This is a genomic window from Actinopolymorpha cephalotaxi (genome assembly GCF_013408535.1).
GTDB classification, from domain to species: domain Bacteria; phylum Actinomycetota; class Actinomycetes; order Propionibacteriales; family Actinopolymorphaceae; genus Actinopolymorpha; species Actinopolymorpha cephalotaxi.
Map to the genome: position 1 here is coordinate 3,418,385 of NZ_JACBZA010000001.1, position 16,819 is coordinate 3,435,203.

Genomic DNA, 16,819 nt, shown 5'->3' on the forward strand with positions numbered 1-16,819 from the left:
GCGTGGACGACGAGGGCCGTCAGATACTGAGCTACGTTCCTGGCTGGGTTCCCCTGCCCAGATTGACCCGGCAGCCTGCCGACCGCCTGGTCGCCCCTCCTGGCGTGTGGTCGGACGAGAGCCTTGCCGGGATCGCCAGGCTCGTACGGGAGTTCCACGACCTCACCGCCGGTACGCCGTTCGCGGAGGACGAGGAGACCCGTTGTCACAACGACCTGACCCCGAACAACACCGTCTTCGCCGACACCGGCAACGGAACCTACCGTCCGGTGGCGTTCATCGACTGGGACGACTCGACTCCCGGGCCCCGCATCCACGATGTGGCTGACATCTGCTGGACCTATCCCTCGGCGCGATTCGCACCGGACCGGCCTGAACCAAGGGCGATGGGCAGGCTGATGCGGCTGATGTGCGACGCCTACGGGCTCGCCGACTGCTCAGAGCTGATCACGACCATCCTGGACCGCCACGACGGGACCTGGCGCGGAATCGCAGACCTCGCCGACGCCGGACACCCCGGCTACCAACTGCTGCGGGAACTGGGCGCGGTGGAGTCCGGACGTGCCGACCACGAGTGGACGACGACACATCGCGCGGAGCTTGAACGCGCACTCCGGGACGGCTAGGGCCGAGGCCAGCCGCGGCGTTCACACCGGTCGAGGGACGACGTCCAGGCCGGCGGGGCCGTTGACGATGAACGACTGCAGGCGGACAGGCCGTTCTCCGGGACAGGCGAGAACCAGGTCGGGCAACTGTCGGAACAACGTCGACAGGGCAACCTCCGCCTCCAGTCGTGCGAGGTGTGCTCCCAGGCAGAAGTGCGGGCCGTGGCCGAACGCGAGATGCGCCTTGCTGGTCCGGGTGGGGTCGAAACGCTCCGCGCAGTCCGGGTGGATTTCCGGATCGCGCCCGGCGGCAGCGAAGGCGATGATGATCGCGTCTCCCTTACGGATCAGCACATCCTCGCCGAGGTCGATGTCCTCCACGGCGAAGCGCAACGGCACGTGCATGACCGGTCCGTCGTAACGCAGTGTCTCCTCGACGATGTCCTGCCAACTCGTGATCCCCTCGCGGATCCGGTCGAGATTCTCAGGGTGGGTGAGCACGGCGTGGACGGCGTTGGTGATCAGATTGACGGTCGTTTCGTAGCCGGCGCCGACCATGAGGAAGAGCGTGTCGAGGAGCACCGGATCAGGCATCGGCTCCTCGTCGGTGAAGGACGGGAGGAGCAGGTCGCTGGTCAGATCGGCGGCCGGATGCCTTCTCTTGTACGCGAGCAACTCGGTGAGCCGGTCGTGGAGTTCGGTCTGAACGGTCAGCGCACTGCCCTCGTCGACCGACGGATCCAGAGTGGCGTCGATCGCGGTGCCGATCCTTCGCCGCAGGTGATGCGGAACGCCGAACAGGTCGCAGACAACGGTCATCGCCAGCGGAAGAGCCAGGGCCTGCCGCACGTCGACGGCCGTACCCGGTGGCAGGGCGGCGAGTGCCTCGACCAGACGGTCCGCGGTCGCCTGGACCCGCGGCCGTAGCTGCTCGACCCGTCGCGGCGAGAACGACCCGGCGATCCGACGCCGGGATCTACGGTGTTCCTCGCCGTAGGCGTTGAAGAAGTTCTGCTGCAAGGCAAGAGGAGCAAGCGACCACCCCTCTGGCGCGGTGGCCATACCGGGCCAGTGCCGGCGCGGGTCGCGCGAGACCCGCGGATCCCCGGTCAGCGCCTGAATGACGCTGTGCCGGGTGACCGACCATGCGCGGACCGTTCCCGGAAGTTCGACGAGAACCGCGGCGCCCGCGGCGCGCAACGCGTCGGCCTCGGCGTGGGTCGCCCGGCCTGTGGGATCGAGAACGTGAAGCCTGGGAGCGAACGATGACGACACGGTGCGCGCCTGACAGGTGGGTACGTGAGGACGTTCCGTCGATTCGCCCCAGGTGGGGTTGCCCCGCGGCAACGGAAGCAGTGATGCCAACCCCTCCCGTTCTACGCGCGTCGTCCGTGCGATGGCAAGGGTTCCGACCCGCCGACCACACCGGCGTACGAACAGCTGCCGGCACGGGTCACACCTGGCGTGCATTTCGTCGGGAGGAGGCGGAATTATCTGATCGTTTCCGCGCGTACGCGGCCGGAACCGGCGTACTGCGGCTCGGAGGCTGTGTGGATGGCCAACCTGGCCGAACTCATGCGCAGGCGGCCACGCGCCCGGAAGTACGATGAACGATCTCCAACGGCGGAGCACCATGCCCAAGACGCCAACGACGACAGGACTGACGTCTCGTGACGACACCCTCATCGACCACCGCGGCGGCCACAGCTGCGTCGGGCCGGACCGATGCTCCCACTCGTGCGCTGATCATCGGCTGCGGCGTGATCGCCGTCCTGCACGCCGAGGTGCTCACCCAGCACTCTGAGTTCACCGTGACCGCACTGGTGGACGTCGACAGGGCCGCTTCGAAGCGGCTTGCTCAGAGGGTGGTCGAGCTCGGCGCCGAGGAACCCGTCGTCTACGGCTCGATCGCGGAGGCAGTCGAATCCGGCACGGTGGACCTGGCCGTCATCTGCACACCCAGTGGCTACCACATCGACAACGCCCTCGAGGTGATCGACGCCGGTCTGCACGTGGTGATCGAGAAGCCGCTGGACGTGTCGGTCGCGAAGAGCCGCGAGTTCGCCGAGCGCGTCGCGCGGGCCGAGAAGGCCGGTCAGGTCGTCTCGGTGATCAGCCAGCATCGCTTCGACCCGGGCAGTGCGCTGATCCGTCAGGCGATCGAGGACGGCAGGTTCGGCCGGATCACCTCCGCGGTGGCCAGCATGGCGTGGTATCGCAGCCAGGGCTACTACGACTCCGGTGACTGGCGCGGCACCTGGGCGCTGGACGGCGGCGGCGCGGTGATGAACCAGGGAATCCACACCCTCGACCTGCTGCGCTGGTTCTGTGGCCGGCCGGTCGAGGTCTACGCGCACTTCGGCCAGCTGAACCACGAACGGATCGAGATCGAGGACACCGCGACCGCCACCGTACGGTTCGAGTCCGGGACCCTCGCGGTCATCCACATGACGACCGCCGCCTACCCCGGGCTGACCGCACGGCTGCAGGTGCACGGATCACTGGGCTCGGCGATCCAGGACAACGACGTGTTGCGCTACTTCCACGCCGGTGACGGTGAGGTGTCGGACAACCTCCGCGAGGCGAAGACCATCGGCAACCAGATCGAGGCAGTGCTCGGACTCCCGGCAGGTGGCGACGAGTTCGCCGGCAGCCGCAACCAGGCGGACGCCTTCGCCGCGGGCCACACCCGCCAGTACGACGACATCGCCGCCGCGATTCGTGAGCACAGGCAGCCGTTGGTCACGACCGAGGAGGCGCTGCTGTCGCTGGCGCTGGTGCGTTCGATGTATGTGTCGGCCACTCTCGGCGCGCCGGTGAACTTCGAGGACGTCCTGGATGGCAAGTACGACACCGTGACCGTGTCCGTCCCTCAGGACGTTCAGGCCCACACCGCCTGAGGATCCGTATCCGGCAAACCTCGGCGAGGTCAGGCCGCCAGTCTTTGAAGACGATCGCAGACGAACGTGCACGTCTCGTACAACGTCTCGGTTGGGCCGGCCTTGACCGCACCGACCTCCAGCTTGGACGGCCACGCCTGTTCGAGGTAGTAGCTGGCCGCCGCCGTGCCGTCTGCGGCGTACATGCCCAGCGTGCAGTTCCTGCGGGCGGCCGCCGGGTCGCCTACCACCACAGCCGCGTGCCAGGTCCACAACGCGAGGTCGCTCGTCTGACCCCGCCTGAGGATCACGGTCGGCGGCAGGGGCTTGCCCAGCAGTTTCTGGTTGCCGGCCACCTGGTCGGCGGAGTCGATCGGCTCGACCTCGCTCGTGATACCGACAAGCTCCGAGAACGAGGCGATGGTGTAGCCGTCCACGGTGATGGAGAACCGGGTGGCGGTCAGAACGTCGCTGGGTGGCATCGGGTGCCTCCTTGGGCCGGATGTTCAACCATGCTTGAACACTAGAACGCCAAGATCATCAACGGATGTGGAATTCGCATCCTCCCTTCGCGCCGCCCGATGCCGAGGTGGCCTCTGTAGTGGCCGGTAGCCTGAGGCGATGCCCGCCTATCCACTCACCTCCGCCCGTCGTGAGCACGTGATGGCTTTCCTGACCAGGCTCGCGGGACGGCCTTGCCGACTGGTGCGCGAACAGCCCCTCGGGCACGAGTGGGCTCCCACCACCCGCCTGGCTCTCGACACCGAGCTGCCCGGAATCGGTCACTCGGTCGTGGTCAAGACCCGCCGCGTGGAAGGCGAGGGCCACGGAGGTCCGGCCTACCTGCGACGAGAGGCAGCCGGTCTGTACACAGCCGAGGTGAGCGGAGTGGCCGCGCGGGTGATTCACGTCGACGATGACGCCGGCACAGTGATCGTGACGGATCTTGGCGAGTGGCCAAGCCTGCAGGACCTCCTGCTGGCGAACGACCCCGAATCCGCAGCGGCAGGCATGGTCGAGCTCGCGACCGCTGTCGGCCAGCTGCATGCGGCGACGCTCGGCCGAGGAGACGCTCACCAACGAAACCTCGACGCATTCGCTGCGGACGTCGACACCGGCCAGAGCTACAGCCTCGACGGCGGCCATTGGGACGTTGTCGAGCAGGCCTGCACCGAACTCAGCCTGCCATCGGCGCGGCCGGCCCGAGACGACGTCGTAAGGATCCTCAAGCGGGTCGAGAATCCGGGCCCGCTCGGCGCCCTTACGCACATGGACCTCAACCCGACCAACGTTCTGATCACCGATTCCGGCGCTCGCCTGGTCGACTTCGAGGGTTGCAGGTTCGGCCATCCCGGGATCGACGCCGCCTTCCTGCACTACCCTTTCCCGCACCACAGCACGCCCTGGGGCCTGCTGCCGGCGAAGGTCGTCGAGTCCGCCGACACGGCGTACCGATCCGCACTCGCTCACGGTGGGGCCGAACCATTGCTCCACGACTACGCCCGGATGCTGGCCGACGGCGCAGCCATCACCCTGATCGGACGCATCACCCGACTGGTCATGGTCGCCCGTCCTGGCCAGTCCCGGCACGACAGCTGGCGTCGGCGAGGTCAGATCGTTCAGCAGATACGGACCTACACCCGACTGGCCGATCGAGCCGCACAACAATCAGCCTTCACGCGCTGGCTCCGAGCTCTGGAGGCCGCGATGACCGATCGATGGCCGGACGCCACCGACCCGCCACCGCCGCAGTTCCCCGCATTCGCCACCTGACATCTGAAGGACTCGGAGAGCCTCCATGATCGGGCGGTGGTGGCGGAGTGAAGCCTGCAGAAGGTTGATGATCGGCGGAGGCACGGGCACAGTGAGTCAAGCACCTGTCGGCGAACCACACCGAGTGCAACCGGATCGAGGTGAACCATGAGTCTGCGGGTTCTGGTGGTCGGGCTGGGCAACATGGGCAGGTCACACGCGCTGGCCTATGCCCGCATTCCGGAGTACGACGTGGTGGGCGTGTGCACCCGGCATGTGACCGACCTCGACCTGCCCGAGCCGCTCAAGGACGCGAAGCGGTTCACCAGTTACGAGCAGGCGCTGGCCGAGCTACGCCCGGACGTCGTCTCGATCAACACGCTGCCGGACACTCACGCCACCTACGCGATCCAGGCCATGGAGGCCGGCGCGCACGTCTTCGTGGAGAAGCCGCTTGCCGAGTCCGTCGAGTCGGCGCAAGCTGTGGTTGACACTGCTCGGCGTACCGGCCGGAAGCTGGTCGTCGGATACATCCTTCGCCGGCATCCGTCGTGGACGAGGTTCGTCGAGATCGCCCGTCAACTCGGCGCCCCGCTGGTGTTCCGGATGAACCTCAACCAGCAGTCCGACGGGCAGACGTGGGACTGGCACAAGCGCCTGATGAGCAGCTTCCCACCGATCGTGGACTGCGGAGTGCACTACGTCGACGTGATGTGCCAGATGACGACCGCGAAGCCGGTACGCGTGCATGCCATCGGCGCCCGGCTCACCGACGAGGTGCCGCTGAACAACTACGGCATGCTGCAGGTCACCTTCGCCGACGGCTCGGTCGGATGGTACGAAGCCGGCTGGGGCCCGATGATGAGCGAGACCGCGTTCTTCGTCAAGGATGTCGTCGGGCCGAAGGGCTCGGTGTCGATCGTGATGGCCGAGGCCGGCGACGTCGCCGTCCGCTCCGACGACATCAACGCACACACAAAGACGAACCAGATCCTGTGGCACCACGCGGAGAAGTCCTCTGACGGGACGTACGACCTGCGTGACGAACGCATCGCCATGGCCGGCGAACCCGACCACGACGAGCTGTGCGAGAAGGAGCAACTGCATCTGCTCAAGGCGATCAACCACGATCTCGACCTCGGCAGCGAAATGGACGACGCCGTCACGAGCCTGCGTATCGTGCTGGCCGCGGACGAGTCCATCGCCACCGGCCAGGTGGTCACCCTCTGACCCTCGACCGCTGCCGGCCGCTGTTAGCCTCGCGGGATGCAGATCCGGGCGTACGACGAAGGTGACTGGCCGCAGGTGTGGCCGATCATCGAGGCGATCGTCCGAAAGGCGGACACCTTCTGCTACGACCCGTTGCTGAACGAGGCCCAGGCACACGCGATGTGGGTGGTGCCACCGCCAGGCCACGTCGTGGTGGCGGTGAACGACGGCCGCATTCTGGGCACGTCGAACATGTACGCCAACCGGCCCGGACCGGGTTCACACATCGCGAGCGGCAACCTGATGGTGGCGCCGGACGAGCGTGGTCGGGGTGTCGGGCAGGCGCTGGGCGGGTACCTCCTCGCCTGGGCCCGGGAGTCCGGATACGCCGGCGTGCAGTTCAATGCGGTGGCGGCCTCCAACGCGCCGGCTCTCAAGCTGTACGAACGTCTCGGGTTCACGGTGGTCGGCACCGTTCCCGGTGCGTTCCGGCATCCGGACCAGGGTTTCGTCGGGTTGCACGTGATGTACCACGACCTGCACAGCTGACCTCGGGCGCCCGGCCGGGTCAGGATCGACGGATCCGGAGGACGTCCTGGGTAGCCTCCACGATCTCGAACCCGTCGGCGCCTGTCTCGGGCTCGCGGAACGTCCCCGGACCGACGCGGTCGAGCGTGGCACGCGGCCGGGGCCGGTCGTCGGGGCCGGGGGCCCACTCGACCACCTGGTCACCGTCGAAGACGAGCCGTACCCGACCGCGCGCCGGCGGGAAGGGAAAGGTGTCCGTCGGCCGATAGACCTCGATCCCCGGCGTGTCCTCCTCGAACGAGTGCGTCCAGCTGCCCTGGACCGAGATCGGATCATCGGGCACGGTCATGGTCGGCAAGCCCTCCTCGCGGGCGACAGCAGGCTGCTTCCCCAGCAGTATCCCCGCCCGGACGGTCTCACCCCGATGAAACGGGAGCCTCGGCACCGATCGAGCTTCGCGGGCCGTCCAGGCAGGCCTGCATGCGAGCGACCTGCCCGGCCGAGAACATCACCATGGCGGCGTCGTCGACATAGTCCATGTAGTTCATGAACATGTCGCCGTTCGGCCCGTTGCTGCAACTGAGGTGCGGGAAGGTGGGCTTGCCGTAGTTCGGGCCGCCCTGGTTCGGGGTGTCGGACACGTTGTCGGTGCCGAAGCACCCGGTGCCGTCGTCGCCCCAGATGTGGTTGAGGTTGAGCCAGTGGCCGACCTCGTGGGTGGTCGTACGCCCGAGGTCGAACGGCGCGGCCGCCGTGCCGGTCGCGCCGAACCCCGAGTGCAGGATCACCACGCCGTCCGTCTCCGGCGGGCCGCCGGGAAACTGCGCGTACCCGAGCAGTCCCCCTCCCAGCGGGCAGACCCAGATGTTGAGGTAGCTGTCGGCCCGCCAGGCGTCCAGCCCACCTGAGCTGAACGACTTCACCGCGTCGTCGTCGCCGAACGACGGTGCCGCTGTCTGCCGGCGTTCGATTCCCGTGGTCGGCGACCCGTCCGGCGCCGTGTCGGCCAGGACGAACTCCACCCGCGCGTCACTGGCCAGCGACAGGAACGCCGAGGGCGTGGTGTCCACGTCGGGGTTCGTACGCCGGAAGTCGTGGTTCAGCACCTCGAGCTGCGACGTGACCTGCTCGTCGGGGATGTTCTGGTCCTCGGTGTTCCAGACGACGTGCACCACCACCGGAATGCGCGTCACCCCGTCCCGGCCCGTGGCGTTCCGGATCAGGCGCATGGTCTCGTTCTCGATCAGGTCCCGGGCTGCGACGTAGTCCGGCCTGGTCGAGAGGAGGCGCCGATGCACGTCCATGGTCGCGCACCGTCGAACCGTCGGTGTGTCACCAGGCGGTGCTGCGTGGAGGTTCGAGCCGTTGGTTTCGTCGTCAGCGCTCATCTGTCACCCAGCCCCTGTCTTTCTTGATGGAGTACTGATCCGATCCGGCGGTGTCAACCCTGGTTCGGAGACGCGGGCCCGGTGTGCGCTCGCCTCGATGCGTTGTTACGCTGACGCCCGAAGGGGAGTACCTCCATCGCCACGTGTCGTCAATACGGCTTCGCAGCCCGGCCCGTGGAGCGCGCCAGCTGAGGAAGACCTTCGTCGGACCTGACCGATGGAGGTTTTTGCATGCTCGCAGTTTCGCCCGGATCGTCCGTTTTCGGGCAGGTGCCCCACGCACAGTCCCTGTACTCCGCCGAGGCGGCCAAGGCGATCGAGACCATCGGCACGCCGACGCTGTGGATGGTCACCCTCGGAGTGATCCTCGGCCTGATCGCGCTCGACCTGGCCCTCACCCGGCGCCCGCACGAGGTGTCGATGCCCGAGGCGCTGCGGTGGTCGGCCTTCTACGTCGCCCTCCCGCTGGCCTTCGGCGCCTACGTGTGGTGGCAGCACGGTTCCGACCGCGGCGTGGAATACCTGACCGGCTATCTGGTGGAGAAGTCGCTCAGCGTCGACAACCTCTTCGTGTTCATGCTCCTGCTCGCGGCCTTCGCCGTTCCGCGCGCGCTCCAGCAACGCGTTCTCATGTACGGGATCGTCGGCGCGCTGGTGCTCCGTGGAGTCTTCATCGCGCTCGGCGCGGCCGCACTCGAACGCTTCGACTGGACCTTCCTGGTCTTCAGCCTCATCCTCGTGGTCACGGCGGTGAAGATCCTCAAGGACGCGATGGCCGGTCCGCACCACAACGTGGACGTCGACTCCCTCCGGAGTGTGCGACTGGTCCGGCGCTTCGTGCCGGTCACCGAGGAGTACGACGGACCGCGGATGCTCGGACGGGTGGGCGGCCGTCGCGCCCTCACACCGTTGGCGCTGGCGGTCGTAGCGGTGCTGGCGGTCGACATCGTGTTCGCCGTGGACTCGGTGCCCGCGGTGTACGGGATCACCGGTGATCCCTACCTGGTGTTCGTCACCAACGCGTTCGCCCTGCTGGGCCTGCGGGCGTTGTACTTCGTGCTCCAGGGGGCACTGACGAAGCTGGTGCACCTCAACTACGGGCTCGCGGTGATCCTGGCCTTCATCGGTGTCAAGCTGGGCTTGCACTGGGCACACCTGCAGTGGCCGTCGGTCCCGGAGATCCCGACCCTGCTCTCCCTCGGCGTGATCGTCGGCGTCCTCGCGGTGACCACGCTCACCAGCCAGATAGCGGTCCGCCGTCACTCCACCCAGGCCGACTCAGCGGAGGAAGCCGGCGAGGCCGGGCAGGCGGCCGACCGCCGCACGCCATCCGGGTGAGCCGGGGTCGATGAGAGAGAAGTGGTCCCCGTCGACCTCGACCAGGCTCGCGTGGTCACCGGCGGCGGCCGCCGCCCGGACGTACCGCCGGCTCTGCCCGACCGGAACGACGAGATCGGACCGGCCGTGCACGCAGCAGACGGGTACACAGATCGGTATCCGCTCGATCGGTGACGCCACCGCGTAGCGGCCCGGCCGGGACTTCGGGGTGCCGCCGAGAAGCCGCTGGACGCTCGTCCCGCCCACTCCCTCACCGGCGGCCGTTTCGAGGTCGAGCACACCCGCCAGGGAGATCGCCGCGGCCGCCCGCACCCGCGGCCTCGCCCCGGGAGCGCCGGCCGGCAGCCGGTGCCGGCCCGCGACCCAGGCCGCGAGGTGGCCGCCCGCCGAGTGCCCGACCAGCACGACGGGGTGGTGCGGCGATTTCCCCGTACGTACTGGAAGATCGGCGAGGTGGTCGATCCCCGTCGCGACGTCGGTGAACGTCGCCGGCCAGCCGCCCCCGTCCCCGATCCTGCGGTACTCGAGGTTCCACACCGCCCAGCCGCGGCCCACCAGGTCGGTGGCCAGACCGGCCATCAGGTCGAGTCCGTACGCAGCACTCCAGAAACCACCGTGCAGCAGCACCACCGTGCCGAGAGGCCGGGGCTGTCGCGGCAGGTGCAGCTCACCGAACTGCGCCGGCGCCCGGCCGTAGGAGTAACGGCGAGGGCGCGGCCGCCGCGTCCGCCTCGACGGCTCAGGATCCTTCGACGGCTCCGGACGGGTGTCACGTTCGAGCGGCCCGCACTCGGAGAGGACGGACCCGACGGCCACACCCGCGGCCGCGAGGATCAGTTCTCTTCGCCCTAGCCGCACGATCCTCCCTTCAGCGCAGGGAAAGCAGGGCGATGACGGGCGTGGTGGGCCGGCTGGAGCCTCCGCGAGGTTCGACGGTGAGGCCGAAGCCGTCCGCCTGCGTCAACGGCGACTTGACGACCCGGGTGAGCTGGGCGGGGCCCGAGACGTCGAGCATTCCGGCCGAGCGCGCGGTCCCGTCGTTCAGCAGCCACATCTGGTACGCACGTCCCTTCGGCGGCCGTGGAAGCCGATCGACGATCACCAGGGTCCTGTCCTGGCGCCTGGAGTACACCAACGTGATCCTCCCACCACGCGTGACCCCGCCGTGGATGCTCCGCGCGTCTGGCGCCGCGACGATCGAGGTGATCAGTTCCCGCTGAGCCGCGCCGCGTTGCAGCCGGTGGATCTGAACGCCGGTGACGCCGGCAGCGACGATCAACACCAGAGCCGCCGCGGCTGCGAACACACGACGGCCCAGCCGCCCGCCGTGAAAGGCCGGCCGGGAAACGACGGGGGCGAGCTGGCGGGTCCAGCCGACCTGCTCCAGCACCCGCTCCCTGAGCCGCGCCGGAGGCGGAACGGCAACCGCGTGGGCGAGCCGGACGGCCGTCTCGCCGAACTCGTCGAGCTCGGCCCGGCACGCACGGCATTTGCGCAGGTGCGTCTCGAAGGCCTCACACTCGTCGGCGGGTACGGCGTCCAAGGCGTAGGCGCCGGCCAGGGTGTGCACGTCGAAGGCGTTCATCGTGCCGCTCCGTTCTGGACACCGAGACAGTCCCGCAGCCTGATCAGTCCGTCGCGCATCCGCGTCTTGACGGTGGCCACGTTCGCCCCCAGAACCTCGGCGACCTCACGATAGGTGTAACCGCCGTAGTAGGCCAGGTCCACCGCCTCGCGCTGCAGCTGCGTCAGCGATCCCAGACAACGACGGACCTGTTCACGTTCCAGTCGTACCTCCACCTGGTCGGCCACCACGTCGAAGGGCGGTGTCTGCTCCGAGACCGCCGACGCACGCTCCCGGTCGGTGGACTTCTGCACCGAGCGCACCCGGTCCACCGCGCGCCGATGCGCCATCGTCACCACGTAGGCCGTGGCCGTGCCGCGACCCGGATCGAACCGGGTGGCGGTTCGCCACACTTCCACGAACACCTCCTGGGTGACCTCCTCGGCCTGTGCCGGATCTCGCACGATCCGCACGACCAGGCCGAACACCTGGGGTACGAGGTGGGCGTACAGCTCCTCGAACGCCCGCTCGTCACCGTGGCCCACGCGTACCAGAAGGTCCTCCGGCGAGGCCGGTGCAGCACCGTCCGCCGCGCTGAGTCGTCCCGCCGCATGCGGCATCCCGTCCACCTTCCTTCGACCTCCGGTGACAGCTGACGTCGGCTCAGTGGCGGGCGGGCTTGCCGGGCAGCAGCTTCGCGTACGCGACGACGTTGTCCAGGTAGCGGTTGTCCTCACCGTCGAAGACTCCGCCGCAGGTGATCAGCCGCAGCGCGGCATGGTCGGTGGTCCCGTAGACCTCCTGGGTGGGGAAGTCCTTCTTGGCGTACTGCGCGACCCTGGTGATCTCGAAGACAGCGGTGCTGCCGTCGCGCCGCGACACCTTCACCCGGTCACCGGGTTTCACCGCGCCCAGCTTGAAGAAGACGTCCGGCCTGCGGTTCCAGGTCACGTGGGCGGCGATGACGGCGGGCCCGAGCTCGCCCGGGGTGGGGCCGTTCACGTACCACCCGGCCTTGCCGGGTCCGGGCGGGACCTGCATGGTCCCGTCGCTGTTCAGCCCGAGCCGGATGATCGAGGTGGAGACGTGCAGGGCGGGGATCGCGATCCGGACCGGTGCCGAAGAGTCCATGACCGGTCCGACAGGACGCTGGTACGCATCGCCGGCGCGCGCCCGGGTGCCGGGTGGGCGAGGCGCCGCCTTGGGGCTCGTTTTCGCTGTGTGGGTTGGTGCCGGCTCCTGAGTGCCCACCGCCCGTGCGGGCGCGGGAGGCGCGGGTTCCTGCCTCCACCAGGCGTACCCCAGCAGGGTCACACCCACCAGCGCGAGGACGACGGCGGCGGCCAGGGCCCCCCTGCTCCGGCCGCCGCCTGCTCGTTGCCGTTCATCCATCGGTGTCGTCCGGCCCACGTCTCAGCGGGTGGTGGCTGCCACGCGGCGGCGGTACGCCATCGCGCCGCCGGCTCCGGCCAGTGCGGCCACGCCGAGGCCGATCGCGCCCAGCGCCTCCGGACCCTGGGTGGAGCCGTTCCCGGTCTCCACCCCGCCGGTGGGCATCGCGCCCGCCGCGGCACCGGTGACCGTGCCGCAGGTGGCCGGGTTGGTGGCCTCCTCCGGGATCCCGCTCACTCCGAGGGACTTGGCGAAGGTGGACTCCCCCAGCGCCTCCATGTCGTACTTGTGGTTGCCGTTGGCGTCGAGCCCGTGCTGGACGATGTGCAGGTTCCGCAGCTTCTCACCCGCCCCCGGCGACAGCTGGATGGTCCGCTTGTAGTGCAGGTTGCCCTGGGCGTCCGCGACCGGCATCCGGTCCACGGCCAGGCCGCTCTTGGGGCTGGTGTCGCCCTTGGTGGTCAGCGACAGGATGACGTCGCCGTACATCGGCAGGCCTTCTTCGACGGTGACCTGTCCGTCATTGTCCTTGTCCGCGCTGCTGGTCGGGCAGGTGAAGTTCTTGTTGTCGGTGAACGAGCCGTGGAAGTGCTGGGCGTGCGGGGAGTTCGGGGTGAACCCGGTGCCGTTGATGTCCACTGTCAGGGCGTCGCCCTTGACCCAGATCGTCGCCTCGGCCTTCGACCCACTCTTGTTGCCCATCGTGTCGGCCAGCTTCATGTGGAACGTGCGGTTCGCCGAGTGGTCGTGCAGCGAAGCCGCCGAAGCCGCGGAAGCGCCGAAGAACGCCAGGCCCAGCGCCGCCGGCACCGTCACGAGCGCCTTGGTAGTGGTTCGCATAGGAGGTCCTCACTGTCTGTGTTGCATCGGCCCGGCCGGCTGTGCGCCGGGTGGCGGGTCAACCCGCTCGCCCCGTACTTCGGAACCATCCGCCATGCGGTTTGGTCCGGCTTGGTGGCCAATCCGGTCCGCGTCGCCCAACGAATACGGGGTGTCCACCGAGTAGCCCTGACCAAGTGGCAGGCACCGGCGGCCGGCGAGAAGGTGACAGATGGCAGGTGTGGGGGGAGATCCGGGAGATCCGGACCGCAGCGGGGACGGCGGGAGCGGCGGGGACGGCGGGAGCGGCGGGGACGGCGGGAGCGGTGGGGACGGCACCACGGCGGCTGAGCCGGAGGCCGGCCGGCTGTTCGCGGGTCGTTACCGGGTCGGACCGCGGGTCGGCAGCGGTGGGATGGCGCTCGTCTACCAGGCGTACGACACCTGGCTGCACCGCACCGTGGCGCTGAAGGTGCCCGCGAACAGCCCGGCAGGCGACCCCGCGTTCGTCCGGCGCTTCCTGCGAGAGGCACGGGCGATCGCGAGCCTGTCGCACCCGAACGTGGTGACCGTCCACGACTGTGCGCAGTGGGCCGCGCGTCCCTACCTGACGATGGAGTTCGTCGACGGTCCAACGCTTCGGGACCTGGTCGCCGACGGCGAGCCGATGGAGCCGGACCACGCGCTGGCGCTGACCGAGCAGGTGCTGCGGGGCCTGGCGGCCGCACACCAGGTCGGGCTGGTGCACCGGGACGTGAAGCCCGCCAACGTGCTGATCTCCCCGACGGCACGGTCAAGGTCGCCGACTTCGGCCTGGCCCGATCAGCGTCCGCGTCGAGTGCGGACTCCAAGGGCCTGCACGTCGGCACCGCCTACTACCTCGCGCCCGAGCAGATCAGCGTCGGCACCGTGGACGCCCGTGCCGACGTCTACGCGGTCGGCATCATGCTGTACGAGATGCTCACCGGCGCCAGGCCCTTCCAGGACGGGTCGGCGGTCCAGGTCGCCCACAGCCATCTCCACCAGGACGTTCCCCCGCCGTCTCAGACGATGCCGTCCGTTCCCGCCGACCTGGACGCACTCGTGGAGTGGGCGACGAACCGAGACCGGGAGCTGCGGCCCGTCGACGCCCAGGTTCTGCTCGACGAGGTGACGCATGTGCGGAGCTCGATGGCCCGGTCGGCGGACGCTCTCGAAGCCACCTCGGCCCTCATGGCGGGGGCGGCGACCGGACCTTCCGGGACCGGCCGGAGCCGAGGCCACCGCCGGCTCGGCACCGCTCTCGCGCTCGTGTCGGTGGCGGCGGTGACCGCGGCCGTGGTCTGGTGGCTCGGCGCGACCGGTCAGGTCGGGCAGGTCCCGGAGGTGGCTGGCACCCCGCACAACGACGCGAGCCGAGTCGAGACGACCGGGCCGACGACCACGCCCAGGCCGCCGGCGGCGATCGCGCCACCCGAGGCGACCCGCACCGTTGCCGAACCGGGAACGGTGGCCGTACCGGACGTTCGAAGACTCGGGACCGACGAGGCCAGGATGGCCTTGTCCGATGCGGGTTTCGAGGTGGAGATCCGTAAGAACCGGCCCTACGTCGGCGGGAACATCGTCGTCCGCCAGTCCCCCGCCGCCGGTCGTTTCGTCAAGCCGGGTTCGAAAGTCGTCATCGTCATCGCCTGACGGGGGCCGACCTTCCGACAACCGTCGCCGTCACTTCAGCGCCTTGTAGTCGTCGCCGGTGTAGTCCTTCGCCGGATCCCAGTTGCCGAACGCGTAGTCGTCGCGGGTCACCGTCGAGCCCTTCTTCTTCGCGGTGGCGATGGCGGTGTCCAGCGCCGCGTCCAGCTTGGACTGCAGGCTCGCGAACTGCTTGCGGGGATCGCTCAACTGGCCGGTGAGCAGGCCCTGCAGGACATCGGTCAGGTTGGGGGTCACGACCTTGAGGGCGATGTTCACCTTCGCGACGTCGGGGTTACGCAGCTCCGGACGCGGCGCCACATGCATGCCGGCGTTGGCCAGCGCCACCGCGGCCTTGGCCTTCGGGTCGAGCAGACCCGGCTGGTCGGCCGCCTTGTTCGCCTCCGGCTGCAGCGACCGGAGATTGCCCTCGCTGAGGATGACCATCATCTTCTGACCCTCGGGCGATCCCATGTACGACAGGATCTGGCCGACCACGGTCGGGATCTTCGTGTGCGCGTACACCCAGCTGGAGTTGCTGCCCTCCAGGAACGGGACCAGGAACGGCTTTCCGTCCTGCGACGGGAGGGACGCGATGTCGTACTTCCACTGCGGGGCCGCCTTCTTCCAGGCGGGGATGTCCCATGGCCCGTTGAAGATCATGCCTGACTTGCCGGCGGTCATCTGCGCGCGGGCGTCCTTCTCCAGCATGGTGACGAACCCCGACACCACGAGCTTGTCGGTGACGAGCTTGTCGAACAGCTCGTACGCCGCCATGAACTCGTCGGCGGTGTAGGCGTACTGCCCCGTCCGCAGGTCCATCCCGTTGGCCGGAAGGGCGGTCCAGCCGGCCGTCAACGCCAGATAGCCGACGATTCCGCCGAGGCCGTCGCCGCCCGCCATCAGGCCGACCTTGCCGGTCTTGCGGACCTTCGTCAGCGCCACGGTGAGGTCGTCCCAGGTCCTGATCTGTTTGCCGGGATCGTCGTAACCGGCCGCCCTCATCACCGCGGTGTCGAAGATCGACATTCGTTCCAGTCGCCGGTTGGACGCGATCGGCCAGCTGTACACCCGGTCGTTGAAGATGCTGACGCCCGGGACGAGCACGTCGGATCCGAAGCGGGAACGCCAGGTGTCGAAGTCGGGGATCAGGTCGTCGATCGGACGTACCCAGCCCTCGTTGATCGCGACCTGCGGCGGCACGTCCTGCGGCAGCGCGAAGACGTCGGGCGCGCTCTTGTTCCTGATCCCGAGCGGCACCACCTGGTTGACGTTGTCCCAGCCGTTGCCGTCGTACTGCGTCCGTACGTTGGCGTGCTTGGCGGTGAACGCGTCCAGCACGCTCCGCTCCCACACCGACTTCAGGTCACCGCTGTCGACCCAGCGGAAGGTGACGTCGCCGGTCGGCAGCTTGCCCTTCAGATCGGGGAACCTGATCGCCTTGGGGTTGCTTCCCTTCGAGGCGCCACCGGAGCCGGAGCTCGTGCCGGAGCCGGTGTCGACCTGGCAGCCGGTGGCGAGCGCGGCGCCGGCCGCACCGATGAGCCCCAGCACGCCACGCCTGCTCAACCGTGCGTCGTTACTCTGCGGAGAACGCATGACAAACCCTCCTTCGGCGCTTCGGTCCTCGACCGCCGCGACTCCGTCCATTGCGACCACCGCAACCCGCGGTTG

17 protein-coding genes and 1 pseudogene are annotated in these 16,819 nt (G+C 68.8%); 8 read left to right on the forward strand and 10 right to left on the reverse strand.

Annotated elements, in window-relative coordinates; all coding sequences use genetic code 11:
* Positions 1-62: 62 nt before the first annotated feature.
* Complete coding sequence (locus FHR37_RS15005; RefSeq protein ID WP_202818331.1) at positions 63-626, forward strand: phosphotransferase; 564 nt, start codon at positions 63-65, stop codon at positions 624-626.
* Positions 627-647: 21 nt separating this feature from the next.
* Here FHR37_RS15005 and FHR37_RS33140 read toward each other — a convergent pair whose 3' ends face one another.
* Positions 648-1,880 (reverse strand): cytochrome P450 family protein, encoded by a 1,233-nt coding sequence (locus FHR37_RS33140; protein ID WP_202818332.1) that lies wholly within the window; start codon positions 1,878-1,880, stop codon positions 648-650.
* A gap of 395 nt (positions 1,881-2,275) precedes the next feature.
* Here FHR37_RS33140 and FHR37_RS15015 point away from each other — a divergent pair, with 395 nt between their 5' ends.
* A complete protein-coding gene (locus tag FHR37_RS15015) occupies positions 2,276-3,505 on the forward strand; it encodes a Gfo/Idh/MocA family protein (protein ID WP_092887896.1) in 1,230 nt (409 codons plus the stop codon).
* Positions 3,506-3,534: 29 nt separating this feature from the next.
* On the opposite strand, the gene FHR37_RS15020 is transcribed toward FHR37_RS15015, so the two are convergent.
* Positions 3,535-3,966 carry a phage tail protein gene (locus FHR37_RS15020; protein ID WP_092887899.1) on the reverse strand — a complete coding sequence of 144 codons (432 nt, stop codon included), beginning with the start codon at positions 3,964-3,966 and terminating at the stop codon, positions 3,535-3,537.
* Positions 3,967-4,363: 397 nt separating this feature from the next.
* Between FHR37_RS15020 and FHR37_RS15025 the strand changes: the two genes are divergently transcribed.
* The 3 genes from FHR37_RS15025 to FHR37_RS15035 all read left to right on the forward strand — a co-directional run bounded on the left by FHR37_RS15025 (position 4,364) and on the right by FHR37_RS15035 (position 6,994).
* The gene (locus FHR37_RS15025) at positions 4,364-5,257 is read left to right on the forward strand and encodes a phosphotransferase (protein WP_175542760.1); all 894 of its coding nucleotides are present in this window, start codon (positions 4,364-4,366) and stop codon (positions 5,255-5,257) included.
* Between the two features lie 147 nt (positions 5,258-5,404).
* Positions 5,405-6,466: a Gfo/Idh/MocA family protein gene (locus FHR37_RS15030; RefSeq protein ID WP_092887905.1), complete on the forward strand. Its 1,062-nt coding sequence runs from the start codon at positions 5,405-5,407 to the stop codon at positions 6,464-6,466.
* A gap of 36 nt (positions 6,467-6,502) precedes the next feature.
* Positions 6,503-6,994: a GNAT family N-acetyltransferase gene (locus tag FHR37_RS15035; protein ID WP_092887908.1), complete on the forward strand. Its 492-nt coding sequence runs from the start codon at positions 6,503-6,505 to the stop codon at positions 6,992-6,994.
* Positions 6,995-7,013: 19 nt separating this feature from the next.
* On the opposite strand, the gene FHR37_RS15040 is transcribed toward FHR37_RS15035, so the two are convergent.
* Positions 7,014-7,322, reverse strand: coding sequence for a hypothetical protein (locus tag FHR37_RS15040; protein ID WP_175542761.1), 309 nt, complete (start codon positions 7,320-7,322; stop codon positions 7,014-7,016).
* A gap of 67 nt (positions 7,323-7,389) precedes the next feature.
* Positions 7,390-8,277 carry a zinc metalloprotease gene (locus FHR37_RS15045; RefSeq protein ID WP_175542762.1) on the reverse strand — a complete coding sequence of 296 codons (888 nt, stop codon included), beginning with the start codon at positions 8,275-8,277 and terminating at the stop codon, positions 7,390-7,392.
* A 315-nt stretch (positions 8,278-8,592) separates the two neighbouring features.
* On the opposite strand from FHR37_RS15045, the gene FHR37_RS15050 reads away from it, so the two are divergent.
* Positions 8,593-9,699, forward strand: a complete 1,107-nt coding sequence (locus tag FHR37_RS15050) for a TerC family protein (RefSeq protein WP_092887911.1) — start codon at positions 8,593-8,595, stop codon at positions 9,697-9,699.
* Here the strand turns inward: FHR37_RS15050 and FHR37_RS15055 are convergent.
* The 5 genes from FHR37_RS15055 to FHR37_RS15075 all read right to left on the reverse strand — a co-directional run bounded on the left by FHR37_RS15055 (position 9,640) and on the right by FHR37_RS15075 (position 13,495).
* Positions 9,640-10,557, reverse strand: a complete 918-nt coding sequence (locus FHR37_RS15055) for an alpha/beta hydrolase family protein (protein ID WP_202818333.1) — start codon at positions 10,555-10,557, stop codon at positions 9,640-9,642. The two genes, FHR37_RS15050 and FHR37_RS15055, sit on opposite strands and share 60 nt — an antisense overlap.
* Positions 10,558-10,567: 10 nt before the next feature.
* On the reverse strand, positions 10,568-11,284 hold the full coding sequence (locus FHR37_RS15060; RefSeq protein WP_092887917.1) for an anti-sigma factor: 717 nt from the start codon (positions 11,282-11,284) through the stop codon (positions 10,568-10,570).
* Complete coding sequence (sigK, locus tag FHR37_RS15065; RefSeq protein WP_092888117.1) at positions 11,281-11,883, reverse strand: ECF RNA polymerase sigma factor SigK; 603 nt, start codon at positions 11,881-11,883, stop codon at positions 11,281-11,283. The genes FHR37_RS15060 and sigK overlap by 4 nt, the downstream gene beginning before the upstream one ends.
* A 43-nt stretch (positions 11,884-11,926) precedes the next feature.
* Entirely contained in the window at positions 11,927-12,394 is a 468-nt protein-coding gene (locus FHR37_RS30910) for a class F sortase (RefSeq protein ID WP_202818334.1), read from the reverse strand.
* 282 nt (positions 12,395-12,676) lie between these two features.
* Complete coding sequence (locus FHR37_RS15075) at positions 12,677-13,495, reverse strand: hypothetical protein (protein ID WP_092887924.1); 819 nt, start codon at positions 13,493-13,495, stop codon at positions 12,677-12,679.
* A gap of 211 nt (positions 13,496-13,706) precedes the next feature.
* Between FHR37_RS15075 and FHR37_RS15080 the strand changes: the two are divergent.
* Both FHR37_RS15080 and FHR37_RS32500 read left to right on the forward strand, forming a co-directional pair.
* Positions 13,707-14,624, forward strand: a pseudogene (locus FHR37_RS15080) (protein kinase domain-containing protein); the annotation flags it as partial.
* Between the two features lie 62 nt (positions 14,625-14,686).
* The gene (locus tag FHR37_RS32500; protein WP_269086101.1) at positions 14,687-15,148 is read left to right on the forward strand and encodes a PASTA domain-containing protein; all 462 of its coding nucleotides are present in this window, start codon (positions 14,687-14,689) and stop codon (positions 15,146-15,148) included.
* Positions 15,149-15,178: 30 nt separating this feature from the next.
* On the opposite strand, the gene FHR37_RS15090 is transcribed toward FHR37_RS32500, so the two are convergent.
* Positions 15,179-16,744: an ABC transporter substrate-binding protein gene (locus FHR37_RS15090; protein ID WP_175542764.1), complete on the reverse strand. Its 1,566-nt coding sequence runs from the start codon at positions 16,742-16,744 to the stop codon at positions 15,179-15,181.
* Positions 16,745-16,819 lie beyond the last annotated feature (75 nt).

Excerpts from the sequence above, each read along its gene's own strand:
- FHR37_RS15030 (WP_092887905.1), top strand. The coding sequence starts at position 5,405 with ATGAGTCTGCGGGTTCTGGTGGTCGGGCTGGGCAACATGGGCAGGTCA.
- FHR37_RS30910 (WP_202818334.1), bottom strand. The coding sequence starts at position 12,394 with ATGGACTCTTCGGCACCGGTCCGGATCGCGATCCCCGCCCTGCACGTC.
- FHR37_RS32500 (WP_269086101.1), top strand. The coding sequence starts at position 14,687 with ATGGCGGGGGCGGCGACCGGACCTTCCGGGACCGGCCGGAGCCGAGGC.
- FHR37_RS15045 (WP_175542762.1), bottom strand. The coding sequence starts at position 8,277 with ATGGACGTGCATCGGCGCCTCCTCTCGACCAGGCCGGACTACGTCGCA.
- sigK (WP_092888117.1), bottom strand. The coding sequence starts at position 11,883 with ATGCCGCATGCGGCGGGACGACTCAGCGCGGCGGACGGTGCTGCACCG.
- FHR37_RS15035 (WP_092887908.1), top strand. The coding sequence starts at position 6,503 with ATGCAGATCCGGGCGTACGACGAAGGTGACTGGCCGCAGGTGTGGCCG.
- FHR37_RS15090 (WP_175542764.1), bottom strand. The coding sequence starts at position 16,744 with ATGCGTTCTCCGCAGAGTAACGACGCACGGTTGAGCAGGCGTGGCGTG.
- FHR37_RS15060 (WP_092887917.1), bottom strand. The coding sequence starts at position 11,284 with ATGAACGCCTTCGACGTGCACACCCTGGCCGGCGCCTACGCCTTGGAC.
- FHR37_RS15020 (WP_092887899.1), bottom strand. The coding sequence starts at position 3,966 with ATGCCACCCAGCGACGTTCTGACCGCCACCCGGTTCTCCATCACCGTG.
- FHR37_RS15050 (WP_092887911.1), top strand. The coding sequence starts at position 8,593 with ATGCTCGCAGTTTCGCCCGGATCGTCCGTTTTCGGGCAGGTGCCCCAC.
- FHR37_RS15075 (WP_092887924.1), bottom strand. The coding sequence starts at position 13,495 with ATGCGAACCACTACCAAGGCGCTCGTGACGGTGCCGGCGGCGCTGGGC.
- FHR37_RS15040 (WP_175542761.1), bottom strand. The coding sequence starts at position 7,322 with ATGACCGTGCCCGATGATCCGATCTCGGTCCAGGGCAGCTGGACGCAC.